This is a genomic window from Pseudoalteromonas sp. APAL1, from assembly GCF_021532475.1.
Taxonomy (GTDB): domain Bacteria; phylum Pseudomonadota; class Gammaproteobacteria; order Enterobacterales; family Alteromonadaceae; genus Pseudoalteromonas; species Pseudoalteromonas lipolytica_C.
The window spans coordinates 50,238-63,345 of record NZ_JAKGAW010000007.1 but is presented as its reverse complement, the minus strand read 5'-3'; the positions used below and the strand labels follow the sequence as shown (position 1 = coordinate 63,345).

General features: G+C 39.0%; 10 protein-coding genes. All 10 read left to right on the top strand.

Annotation, left to right across the window (positions count from 1 at the left end):
* Positions 1-14: 14 nt before the first annotated feature.
* Positions 15-2,090 (top strand): secretin N-terminal domain-containing protein, encoded by a 2,076-nt coding sequence (locus tag L1264_RS05250; protein ID WP_235403732.1) that lies wholly within the window; start codon positions 15-17, stop codon positions 2,088-2,090.
* Between the two features lie 449 nt (positions 2,091-2,539).
* Entirely contained in the window at positions 2,540-3,865 is a 1,326-nt protein-coding gene (locus tag L1264_RS05245; RefSeq protein ID WP_235403730.1) for a hypothetical protein, read from the top strand.
* A 167-nt stretch (positions 3,866-4,032) separates the two neighbouring features.
* Positions 4,033-5,136: a DegT/DnrJ/EryC1/StrS family aminotransferase gene (locus L1264_RS05240; RefSeq protein WP_235403728.1), complete on the top strand. Its 1,104-nt coding sequence runs from the start codon at positions 4,033-4,035 to the stop codon at positions 5,134-5,136.
* 24 nt (positions 5,137-5,160) lie between these two features.
* The gene (locus L1264_RS05235; RefSeq protein ID WP_199527061.1) at positions 5,161-5,733 is read left to right on the top strand and encodes an acyltransferase; all 573 of its coding nucleotides are present in this window, start codon (positions 5,161-5,163) and stop codon (positions 5,731-5,733) included.
* Between the two features lie 5 nt (positions 5,734-5,738).
* On the top strand, positions 5,739-6,785 hold the full coding sequence (locus L1264_RS05230) for a TDP-N-acetylfucosamine:lipid II N-acetylfucosaminyltransferase (RefSeq protein ID WP_235403727.1): 1,047 nt from the start codon (positions 5,739-5,741) through the stop codon (positions 6,783-6,785).
* Between the two features lie 6 nt (positions 6,786-6,791).
* Positions 6,792-8,210, top strand: a complete 1,419-nt coding sequence (locus tag L1264_RS05225) for an MOP flippase family protein (RefSeq protein ID WP_235403726.1) — start codon at positions 6,792-6,794, stop codon at positions 8,208-8,210.
* Position 8,211: 1 nt separating this feature from the next.
* Positions 8,212-9,990, top strand: a complete 1,779-nt coding sequence (locus L1264_RS05220) for an asparagine synthetase B family protein (RefSeq protein ID WP_235403725.1) — start codon at positions 8,212-8,214, stop codon at positions 9,988-9,990.
* A gap of 64 nt (positions 9,991-10,054) precedes the next feature.
* A complete protein-coding gene (gene rfbB, locus L1264_RS05215) occupies positions 10,055-11,146 on the top strand; it encodes a dTDP-glucose 4,6-dehydratase (RefSeq protein WP_199527057.1) in 1,092 nt (363 codons plus the stop codon).
* Positions 11,147-11,249: 103 nt separating this feature from the next.
* Entirely contained in the window at positions 11,250-12,170 is a 921-nt protein-coding gene (gene rfbA, locus L1264_RS05210; protein ID WP_235403724.1) for a glucose-1-phosphate thymidylyltransferase RfbA, read from the top strand.
* The gene (locus tag L1264_RS05205; RefSeq protein ID WP_235403723.1) at positions 12,167-13,108 is read left to right on the top strand and encodes a Wzz/FepE/Etk N-terminal domain-containing protein; all 942 of its coding nucleotides are present in this window, start codon (positions 12,167-12,169) and stop codon (positions 13,106-13,108) included. Before rfbA ends, L1264_RS05205 begins: the two co-directional genes overlap by 4 nt.

Here is a 13,108-nt window from a genome sequence, read left to right as displayed (position 1 = left end):
TGTCTGGATAATTTATGAAACACAGCAAGGTTCTTTTTTTAGGCATAGTGACGATGAGTGTGCTAACGGGTTGCGCTAGAAGTAGTGGTGGAATTACACCTACACCATCGTATTTAGAAAAAGTACAAACAAATAAAATCGCAGCAGGTGAAGTAGAAAGCACCACTGGCGCTGAACAAGTAGCTCCTCCTAGTCAAGGTATTGTGTACGTTGAGGCGCTACAAAACGACAGTAGGCTAAAGTCAGAGCAAACAGACCTTGCGAGTAAGTTTAGCGATGTTGAACAAGTTAAGTTAACGGCAGACAGCCTTTTAATTAAAGACTACTTACACTATGTTTTTGGTGAATTATTAAATGTTAATTATATTTTGGGTGAACAGCTAAATAACAGTAAAGCTCAAGTTACCTTAAATCTGCAAGATCCGCTCAGCAAACGTAAATTGTTCTCTCTTAGTGAGCAAATGCTGCAAGAGCGTAATATTGTAATTCGTTTTCAAGACGGTATTTATTACATTCACCAGACTGAGGGGGGCATCGCGAATAATCTAGTATACGGATATGGTGCAAACCCTGAGGATGTTCCAAACACCGCAAATGAAATAATACAATTAGCGCCTTTCAAAGCAGGAATGCAAACTCCGCTTGCTAATACAATTCGTCAGCTCACTAACGTAAATGCGCAACCTATGTTTGAACAACATGCCATTATGTTTAAAGGTAAGCGTAACGATATAGTGAAGGCGCTTGAGTTTATGCAGTTGGTTGATCAACCAGCATTTCGTAATCGATCAATCGGTATGTACAAATCTAGTTTTGTACCTGTAGACCAACTGAGCAAGCTTTTACAAGACTTGATGAAACAAGAAGGGATCTCGGTCAGTATTAATGCCACAACCGAACAAGCCATTTCAATCGTGCCTCTTGAACGTATTAATACTATGGTCTTTTTTACAAATAATAAAGACTTTCTAAAGCGAGCTACGTTTTGGGCTAAGAAGCTTGATCAGCCAGCTGACGGTAATCAAGAGCAATACTTTGTTTTTGTGCCTGAATTTGCCAGAGCAGTCGATTTAGGTACAAGTTTACAAAACTTATTAGTAGGGAATTCATCTGAACCTCTAGGAAGTAGCACTTCAGCAAGCAGCCAAAACCAGCAAATTCAAAACAATAAACAATCAAATAAGCGACAAGCCCCAAGTAATATTTCTGTCCAAACTGAAGGTATGAAGATGGTAGTTGATGAGCGTTCAAACTCATTGATCTTCAAAACAACGGGTGATGCATACCGTAATTTATTACCTATGATCAAGCGCCTAGACATTATGCCAAAGCAAATTATGCTTGAAGTAATGATTGCAGAGGTAAGCTTAACTGATGAGTTTAAACAAGGTGTTGAGTTTGCATTGACAAATATGGGAGCGACGACTGTTGGAGGGTTTAATTTGCAATCGAATAGCAGTGGCCTGACTTACGCTCTAAGTGGAACAACAGGAAAGTTAGCCGTTAATTTGTTGCAAACAAACAATTATGTCAATGTCCTATCACGACCAACGCTGGCAGTCAGAGACGGCGTTGAGGCAACAATTAGCGTGGGTGATCGCATCCCTGTTGTTGGAGAAATAATTACAGATACAACCGTTGGATCTCGCTCATCTGTCGACTACCTTGAAACAGGTATCGATTTAAAAGTTACCCCAACAGTTAATGCAAAAGGTGTGGTGGTTATGGAAATCGCCCAAGAAATAAGTAACCAAGCAGATGGTACTGGTGCCGAAGGTAACCCTATTGTTTTTGAACGAAGCTTACAAACAGAAGTTATAGCGGCAGATGGTCAAACAATTATGTTAGGTGGTTTGATCAGTGAAAATAGCACCTTGGGTGATAAAACAGTGCCATTTTTCTCAACCATCCCATTATTCGGAAAGCTTTTTGACAGTACTAACAACAACAAAACGAAGACAGAGTTAGTCGTGCTAGTTACTCCACGAATTATCGGTTCAACGGCTGAGTGGGAAAGTGTGTATGAGCAATTCAAGCAGGGCTTAAATGAGCTTAAATTGCCTGAAACTACGAAAAATGCTGTACAGTAGTAAAATTTAATTGCACATTAAAATAAATTGGTCCTTTTGTGTGTGTTTTAACCTTAAAGGGGGCGCTTTGGTACGAATTAATTTTATGAGCTATTGTTAAGATAGTTTTGCAAATAAATTGACAAAGTATGTATAGGTTAAAATGTATACAAAATGGGTATTGTAAACAATTGTAACGAAAGGCTTTTTTTTTTACTTAAAATTAGAGTACGAATTTAACCTTATGAAAATTAAGGCTTTTAAATAGTGTACATAGATTACATAAAACGGTAATATAATTAAGTTAGTGTAACGACTGTTAATTACTTGACAATAAACTAACATTCATTAGACTGAATCTGAATTCGACTAGTAGTCACTTAGGTGACGGCCTATGGTGCATGGTCATTCATACTAAAAAAAAAGGAACAATGAACGTTCCTGTTTCATGAAACTTTGGAGAATATATAATGTTCAAAAAATCATTACTAGCAGTTGCTTTAGGCGTTGCTGCATTTGGCGCAAACGCTGCGACTACTTCAGCTACTCCTTCTGTTGTATCTTTAGAAGGTGCTGTTGGTCAAACAACTGTTGCTGTACCTGAGCTTACAATCAATTTAGCTGCAGAATACGCTGTAGGTGATACATTCACTATCACTTTAACAGGTGCTGAGTTCGATACTACATCTAACCCTGCTATCACTTTCTCTGGTTTTACTAACAACCCAACTGTTGGTTTGTTATCTAAAACTGCTACTACAGCTACTTTCCGTGTAACTGCAGTTCCTTCACCAGTTGAAGTATTCAGCGGTAAGAACTTCCTATTAAACGGTGCGCTTCTTAAAACTACTACAGTAACAGACGCTGCTGGTGATATTAAATTAACTTACGCTGCTAAAACATCAACTGGTCTAGACCTAGACAACGTTGGTACAGCGACTTCAACTGTTGTAACTTCTAAAGCTCAACTTAGCTCTTCAGTTACTAAATTACTTAACGGTGTAATCGACGTTGAAAACGAGCGTAAGCAATTCACTGCTGGTAACGACACTATCACTACTGACGTACTAGAAGTAACTCCAGTAGTTGCTACTGCTGGTACTCATGACGCAGCATACACTGGTGCTACTCACGTGATCAAAGGTGACTTCTCTTGGATGGACACTGACGGCACTACTGGTGTTAGCGCTACTGAACTAGCTGCTGCATTCAAAGCAACTGGTACTGCAGACACTTACACAAGCACAATCAACACAGCTGGTGACGCAATCACTGTAACTGTTGCTGACGCTGCTGGTAACACTGCAGAAGCTATGACAGCTACTTTCACTGTATTAGGTAAAGCAAACTCTAAAGCGCCTATCCTATCTACACAAAAGTTCACTGTTGATTCAACAATCAAGTACAACACTGCTGCTGGTACTGCTTCAACTAAAGCAATGGCTTCAGCTTCAGCTGGTTCTTGGACTCTAAATGGTTTCGATGAAAACATCGTATTCATGCCATTTGGTACTCAGTACGCACAGTCAATCAATGTTTCTAACACTGGTTCTGTTGCTGGTGCAATCACTGTAGATATCACAGCTGACGGCAAAACTTACACTAAAACACTTACAGCTACAGCTACTCCTAAAGCGACTACTAACATCTCTCAAGAAGTTAAAGCATTCGCTGCAGAAAGCGGTGTAACTGGTAATGCACACATCAAAGTAGTAGTTAACTCTCCAACTGCTGACATCGATGTAACTGGTGTTTACTACTCTAAATCTGACGCTGACCGTGTAAAAACTAAGTAATTAGTTTACATAGCCAGTTATGGTTTTAAAAAAGCGAGCCTTCGGCTCGCTTTTTTTATGGGCGATTTTTACTGATCATAGTTAACTTAAAAGATTCTTTCTCTGCTAGCCCCATTAATCGTTGTTTGCTACACTTCGTCACTGTTTTTGTTTTGTGAGTCTGATGAGTGAAGTATCCAATAGTAAAACCGTTTTTGCCCTCAATCGACGCGTACAAAGCGCAAATTGATGGTATATTTGAGCGCTGCTGGTTAACAAATAATGGCCCATGTTTGCAGCAATTTGAGCAACAACTTGCAGAATATTTAGGTGTTGAACATTTACTATTGGTCGCCAACGGGACCTTAGCATTGCAAGTCGCATTTGCTGCACTTGATACTAAAGGCACTGTATTAACCACACCTTTTTCGTTTGCGGCAACAGCAAGCTCTTTAAAGTTTGCTGATATTAGCCCAGAATTTATTGATATAGACCCAAATACTTATAACCTTGATATTAATAAAGCTACACATTCCCAACTAAATAGTGCTTCGGCAATTTTAGGTGTGCATGTATTTGGTAATCCATGTGATGTGGAGGCTATAGAGTGTAAAGCGAAAGAATATAACTTAAAGGTTATATACGATGCTGCTCACGCCTTTGCGAGCGATATCAACGGTAAAACAGTGCTTAAGCATGGTGATGTAGCGACTTTGAGTCTACATGCTACTAAGTTGTTTCATAGTGTAGAAGGTGGAGCCATCATCTTTAAGCATGAATCTGATTATTTAAAAGCAAAGCAATTAATTAATTTTGGTTTTGACGCAAAGCTTTACCCAGAACTGGTTGGCATTAATGCAAAAATGAGCGAAATGCATGCAGCTATGGGATTATCTGTATTCGAACATGTGAGTGAGATAACTCAGAAAAGGCGTGATCTTGCAGCGCAATACCAATTGCTATTAAAAGCGTCTGCTGAGCAAGGCTTGCTGAGTTTCCAGGCTTGGCATCCTCAAGGCGAAAACAATGGCGCGTACATGCCAGTTGTACTTAAAAATGAGCAACAACTGTTACAAGTGCAAGCTAAACTCCTCGAGCAAGGTATTCAAACAAGGCGTTACTTTTATCCAAGCTTGTCAACAGTCCCTGCATATGGAATGCAAGGTAGTACTCCACATGGCAATGAGTTAAGTTTACGCATTTTATGTTTACCAATGTTCACCGACTTAACGTTGGATGGCGTTGAGCAAATATGTAGTAGTTTAATTTCTGCGATCCAAACCAGTTGTTAATATATCCATTTAATAGGAAGCTAGATGGCCATTTATACGCGAGATGAATTACAAGAACTGGGTTTTTCAAACGTTGGTGAGAACGTAAAAATATCCAAGAAAGCATCTATCTATGGAGCATCAAGGATCTCTATAGGCGACAACGTCCGCATAGATGATTTTTGTGTTCTCTCTGCAGGAGAGGGTGGTATAACACTAGGAAGTCATATTCATCTTGCCGTATACAGCTGCCTTATTGGCGCTGGGCATATTCAAATAGGCGATTTTTGTAATATTTCTTCAAGGGTTGCTATCTACTCAAGCAGTGATGATTATTCAGGGGCTTTTTTAACTAACCCGACTATTGATAGTGAGTTTACTAACGTTGAACATGCCCCTGTGACACTCGCTAAGCATGTAATTGTTGGAAGTGGCAGTGTAATTCTACCAGGCGTAACGCTAGAGCAAGGTGTGGCTATTGGCGCACTGAGTTTAGTAAATCGCTCATTAGCGGCTTGGGGAGTGTATGCTGGGCAACCTGCAAAATATATTAAAGCGCGCGAAGATGGTTTACTAGCCCATGAAAAATCTTTCCTAGCAGCCTACCAAAATAAATAATCGATATGACAAAACGTATAATCCATATCTTTGCTGATACGCCGCATCACTATAAACCGATGCAACAGTTTTTCAGTCAGCAATGCACCCCAGATGCAGAACAGCAATTTTGGGTTAAAACGCCAGAGCCGATCCCAAACTTTTTAAATTATAAAGATAATACAGAGCTTTTTTCTTTGCTTGAGAGCACAGCTAAAGAAGACCAAATAGTATTTCATGGTTCGTTTGATATGCATGTTTGGAAAAAACTGTTATTTCACTCGGTCACAAAGCGCAGCAGCTGTGTACTTTGGGGGGCTGAGCTATATCGTCATACAAAAGCAAATCGTACGATAAAAGAACGTATAGTCCATGTTTTACATGCGTTAGTTATTAATCGCTATAAACATGTGTTTGCTCTAAATAAAGGAGATGCGTCACTTGCTCAACGTGTATTATTCAAACGAAATGTTAAAGTGCTGCCATACCCATTAATTGGGATGAAAGTTGAGCAAGACCGCGAGCAATTAACGTCTGAAAAACCACTAAAAATACTCGTAGGTAATTCTGCATCATCAAGTAATAACCATATTGACGCACTAAATAAGCTAGCTCATTTAGCTGGTGAAAGTGTCGAAATTATCATGCCACTAAACTATGGTGGTGAGCAAAGCTACATAGATGAAGTGATAAAACATGCTACAGCATTGTTTGGTAATAAGTTTAATGCAATTACCACTATGCTTAACAAGCAAGACTACGATAAGTTATTGAATGATGTTCACTTAACTGTATTTGCCCAACACCGCCAACAAGGGCTATATGTTGCATATGCCATGTTATTAATGGGCAAACCAATGTTCCTACTTTCTAACACATCTAGTTATACCTATTTGACAGAACTTGGCTTTGAGATCCATAAAACGGATGAAGTGGCCAGCATGAATTTTTCAGATTTAAAAGAGTTAGTCAATAAAGACAATAATCGTAACCCTGACCTTATGAATCAGCATTTCACCGAGCAAGCGCTAGCACCAAAATGGCGCGATATGCTAGAGCAATTACATGGATAAATTAGCATGAGTGTAGCACGTGATGCTGTATCTGGCGTATCTTGGACGGCCTCTACCACACTTATAAAAGGTGGTCTGCAGCTTGCGCAATTAATTGTGCTTGCCCGATTTTTAACACCTGCCGAACTTGGTGTATTGGCAATCATACAGTTGGTGGTGGGTTTTGCTCAAATATTTGGTGATGCAGGCATTTCAAACGCCCTAATATTCCATAAGCAGTTAAAAAAATCTCAACTAAACCAGCTGTATATGGTCAATGTAATGTTGGGCATTGTGATTTCTTTACTTGTGCTGATAATGGCTGTGCCCACTGCGTCTTTTTTTAACATGCCACAACTGTCTTTATTGTTATGTTATTTGTCTCCGGTATTTTTTATTCGCAGCTTAGGGCAGCAACAATTAGCGTTGTTACAGCAAAAAATGCACTTCAATAGTATTGCCAAAATTGAAGTATTCGCCAGCGTAGCAAGTTTTATAGCATTAATTATATTGTTAGCAGTTGACCTGAGGCTAGAGTCAGTTGTGTTTTCGCAATTATTAAATGCTCTGCTTTTAAGTACTTGCTTTTTAGTTGGCTTCCCTCTTTTAAGACCAGGATTTAGCAAGTTACGTTTAAACAGCATAATCGCGCCAATTAAGTATGGCCTTTATCAAACCGGTGAGAGCTTTGTAAACTTTATAAGTGCTCAGCTTGATCAGTTATTGATTGGTAAATTACTAGGGCCAGAAGTACTTGGTATTTATGCTTACGTTAAAGCACTCGTATTTAGACCTGCATTACAATTGATTAATCCAGTGGTAAACAAAGTGGCCTTTCCGCTTATTGTTAAGCACAAAGAAACGCATAGCTTAGCTATTTTATATGGCATGGTGATTAGACTACTTAGCTTAATCAATATACCTTTGTACTGTTTAGTTGCTTTATTCCCTGAATTTATTTTAGGTATTGCTTATGGGGCTGAGTGGCTGGAACATGCTGAGCTTCTTCGTTGGCTTGGCTTATATATGCTTATCATATCTATGATGAATCCTATTGGTGTGCTGTTACGTGCTAGTGGTGAGGTAAAACGTGGCTTTTGGTGGAATATTGCTGTCACAGTTGTGCGTCCCTTAGTTATCGTACTTTCAATCAATGAAGGTATTACGGTAATGGTGCAAGCGCTGGTTGCGTTACAGGTTTTATTATTTTTACTGCACTGGAAACTTCTTATTAAGCCTATTAGTGGATTGTCTTTTTTCCAGTTTGCTGCCGCACTCGGGCCAGCATGCATAGCATTTTTTGCGATAGCAGCCTTGTTGTTATTACTTATACAGCCATTATTAATATTAGCTCCAGTATATTTGTTTGTGCTTATTTGTGTAGGTTACTTAATCGCAATTACACCGCAACTACTCAAGTTTTACAGTTTTATTCGAGGTTCTTAGTATGCCCGGTATGATCGGTTTTATTAGCCCAGACCAAGTAGCAGAAGATCATGATTGCTTTGCGAATGTAGCAGGCGATAAAAACAGTTATTTTGTTTCGCAGCACTATCAGCAAATGCTTAAAAATGTTGAGCAAATAGCGTGCTACGAATATAGCGATGATCGCTTGCACGTCACTATTTGGGGCGATATCTTTTCAATCAATGGTAATGACTGTAAAACGGAAGATGCGCTACAGAATCTTTGCGAGCAGTATCTAATTGATAACCTACTTGCGTTTTGTAATGGCTTAAATGGTTACTTTGTTTTTTCGGTATATGATAAACAAACACAAGCACTTCATTTGGCAACAGATCGCTTCGGTATTAAACCACTTTACCTTTGGGTTGAAGGTGATCGGATAAAAGGGTTTGCAAGTGAGCCAAAAGCCATACTACTGCACCCAGATTACACACAAAAGATAGATCAGGCGGCTTTAGATACCTATATTGATGTAGGGCACATGCTTGGTGAGCAAACTTTATTTAAGAATATACGACGTGTGCCAGCAGCAACATTAGTCACTGTTAATACCCAAGCAGAACACTATCAGCAGCAACTCTACTGGCAATGGTCAGAGATTAAACCACTAAATGACATCTCGTTTGATGAGGCTGTTGAAAAATCTTATCAGCTTTTTGATGCCAGTATGGCTCGATGTATGAGTGTGGTAAAACAGCCTAAATTAGCAATTACGTTAAGTGGTGGTCTTGACTCTAGAGTTTTGCTCGCTGGAGCCAAGCAGCACTATAAAGGCGAAATCAAAACATTTACCTTTGGTGAACCTAGTTGCGATGATGCAATTATTGCAAAACAAGTGGCTGATTTAGCAGGGGTATCTAACCAGTTGGTTGCAATTGATCAAAACAATTGGTTCTCTGGCAGAGAACGTGGTGTTTGGTTGACAGATGGCTTAAAGAATATTTTACACATGCATGCACTCAGCTCTGTAGAGTTGATTGCACAAGAGTCTAATTATTTACTCAATGGTTATTTAGGTGATGTGACTTTTGGCGGGAGCTATTTATTTCCTGAGTCGCAAGCAACAATCTCAAAGCAGAAAAGAATTGCAACTCGCTACACTAAGCATGTTCAACATGCAAACATTGATCATGACTACTTTACACATGAAAATGATGATCCTGTGTTTATTTATAATCGCGGAGTACGCTTTATTGGCGCTGGAAGTGATTTATTGAGTCATCAGTTACATAACCTTAAACCGTTTATGGATAACGATTTGGTTGAGTTTCTTTATTCTTTACCAGAAAGCTTTAGACGTAATGGTAAGTTATACCACGCAATGTTGTTACGTTATTATCCTGACTATTTTGCAGCGATCCCTTGGCAACAAACAGGAAAACCAATTTCATTGACCGAAAATCAAGTTGAGCCAAAGGTAAATCCAGTTAAGCAACAACTAGTAAAGCTAATAAAAGGTTCTGTGTTTGAAAGAGCGGCACGCAAGCTATATCGCTCAATTGCGCCTAAGCGACACTATGTAGCCTACGACACTTGGCTCAGAGAAACGCAATTTAAGCAGTATCTTACAGATATGTTATGTATGCCAAATAGCCGAGTCGCAACATTAATTGGCAATGACCAAGTTAATAAAATTCTATCCAAGTTCTTTGCCATGGACGACTCAATTCGCCCTGAAAAAATAGGCAGTTTATTAACATTAGAATTGTATTTAGAACAGTTAGAAAACGGCAAAAAATCGGCAGGTTATAGCAAATAGGCTGTATATTTGCGATAATTCGCCGCTGTTGAAAAGCTAATTAATTTAGTTAAAAAGGGTGTGGATGAAAACGATTATAGTAACAGGTGGTGCAGGGTTTATTGGAAGTGCCGTGGTACGTTTTTTAATAAACGAAACATCGCATAAAGTTATAAACCTAGATAAGCTCACATATGCTGGAAATTTACAGTCACTTAAAAGCATAGAAAATAACGAACGTTATACCTTCATTCAAGGTGACATTTGTGATCGTGCAACTGTCGACTCACTTTTCCAATCATATCAGCCTGATATTATAATGCACCTAGCTGCAGAATCGCATGTTGATCGTTCAATTGATGGGCCTGGCCAATTTATTCAAACAAATATTGTTGGTACATATACCCTACTTGACGCAGCGCGAGGTTATTGGGCAAGCTTAGATACCAATAAGCAACAAGCCTTTAGATTTCACCATATTTCGACAGATGAAGTTTATGGTGATTTACCTCATCCTGATGATGTCGAAAATAGCTCAAGTTTGCCTTTATTTACAGAGCAAACATCGTATGCACCTAGTAGCCCTTATTCAGCGAGTAAAGCAAGCTCTGATCATTTAGTGAGAGCGTGGCACCGCACTTATGGTTTACCTGTCGTTGTTACCAACTGCTCGAACAACTATGGCCCGTTTCATTTTCCTGAAAAGCTGATCCCACTAGTCATTTTAAATGCGTTAGAAGGCAAGGCATTACCTATTTACGGTGATGGTTCACAAATTAGAGATTGGCTATTTGTTGAAGATCATGCGCGTGCTTTATACACCGTTGCTAGTGAAGGTAAAGTAGGTGAAACATACAACATTGGTGGACATAACGAAAAAACAAACCTTGAAGTAGTAAAAACTATTTGTAGTTTGTTAGATGAGTTAGCACCAAGTAAAGATTTAGCAGAAGGGTATGCTTCGCTAATCACCTATGTTACAGACCGTCCTGGCCATGACCGTCGTTATGCAATTGATGCAGCTAAAATAGCCGACCAACTAAATTGGACACCTCAAGAAACGTTTGAGTCTGGTATTCGAAAAACAGTGCAATGGTATTTAGACAATCTAGATTGGTGCCAAAATGTTCAGGATGGCTCATATCAACGTGAGCGACTAGGTGCAGCTGGAGAATAATTGCTAGCTTCTGCAGCCTAAATTTAACGTTTCGATAAAGAAAATTGAGTGTAAAGTAAGCATACCTAAGCGCTCAGAACTGACCATTAAATGAAGTATGGAAATGAGTAATTCACAAATGAACAATGACAATTCATCATTACGCAAAACAAAAGGCATCATACTTGCCGGTGGTAGTGGTTCACGCTTACACCCGATAACTCAAGGTGTTTCTAAGCAAATATTACCGATTTACGATAAACCGATGATTTACTATCCATTATCGGTGCTAATGCTTGCTGAAATTAAAGATATACTCATCATTACAACACCTCAAGATCAGGCGCAGTTTAAAACACTATTAGGTGATGGCAGCCGTTTTGGTATCAATTTGAGCTACGAGGTACAGCCAAAACCTGAAGGCCTAGCGCAAGCTTTCATTATTGGTGAAGAGTTTATTGGCGACGACAACGTTTGCCTGATTTTGGGTGATAACATTTTTTATGGTTCTAACTTTTCACCAAAGTTAAAAGCCCATGCAAAACTTGACCAAGAAGCATGTATTTTTGCATATCAAGTAAACGATCCTGAAAGGTTTGGAGTTGTTGAAGTAGATGAAAACTTTAATGGTATTTCAATCGAAGAAAAACCGTTAGAGCCTAAATCTAACTATGCAGTAACCGGATTGTATTTTTACGATAACTCAGTTATTGAAAAAGCCAAAAAGGTCACTCCTTCAGCTCGTGGTGAGTTAGAAATCACGGCAATAAACCAAGCATATTTAGACGAAAAGCGTCTTAAAGTTGAAGTGCTAGGACGAGGCTTTGCATGGCTAGACACAGGCACGCACGACAGCCTGATGGAAGCGTCGCTCTTTGTACAAACTGTTGAAAAGCGCCAAGGCTTCAAAATAGCCTGTTTACAAGAAATTGCTTATAAGCAGGGGTGGATCACTAAAGAGTCATTAATAGAGCAAGGGCAAGCTTTAAGTAAAACAAGCTATGGTCAGTATTTATTAAAATTGGCAGCAGGGAAAGCGCAATGACAGGCACGGTAAATCAGGACGTAAGTTCACAAAAGCCCTTTGATCTGATTGAGCTTTGGTTAGTACTTTGGAACAAAAAGTGGTTAATCATCTTTTTATCAATCGTTTTTAGTGCAGCAATTTTAGCCTACTCGTTAACCTTGCCAAATATGTATAAGTCGACGGTGCTGTTAGCGCCGCAAAAGCAGCAAGAAAGCGGTGCCTTAGCATCATTAGGGCAGTTGGGTAGCTTAGCAAGTGTTGCAGGTATCAATCTAGGTGGTGCTGGTGATGACACTGCTGTGTATTTAGAGATCATCAAATCAAAAGACTTTCTATATAAATTTATTGAGCAAAATAACGTAAAAGTGAATTTATTCGCTGTAAAAGAATGGAATAGAGATTCTCAGCAGCTGGTAATCGATCCTGCGCTTTATAACGATGGAAAGTGGAAAATAGACCTAGAGTCACAAGAAAGTCTAGAGCCTTCAATGTATGAAACATACGAGAGACTACTCAAAAAGCTTTCTGTACAACAAGACAAAGTAAATGGTTTAGTTAAAATTTCATTTGAGCATATCGACCCTCGCATCTCTAAGCGGTATGTAGAAAATATCGTTGCATTGATCAACAAATCGGTTAGAGAACGTGAAATAGCTGAGAAAAAAGAAAGCATTAAGTACTTAAATGAACAGCTATCAAAAACCAACGTAGCCGAAATGCAAAACGTGTTCTACACAATTATAGAAGAGCAAACCAAAGCAATGTTACTTGCCGAGGTTCGTAAGGACTTTGCGTTCAAGATTATTGAAAGCCCTATCGTTGAAGAACGAAAGTCATCTCCTAACAGAGCGGTTATTTGTATTCTTGGTGCTATTTTTTCAGGTTTTTTTGTTTGTGTAAGCATCTTATTACTACATTTTGTTCGTATTAATAATCGTCAGCGCAAAGGTGATTAA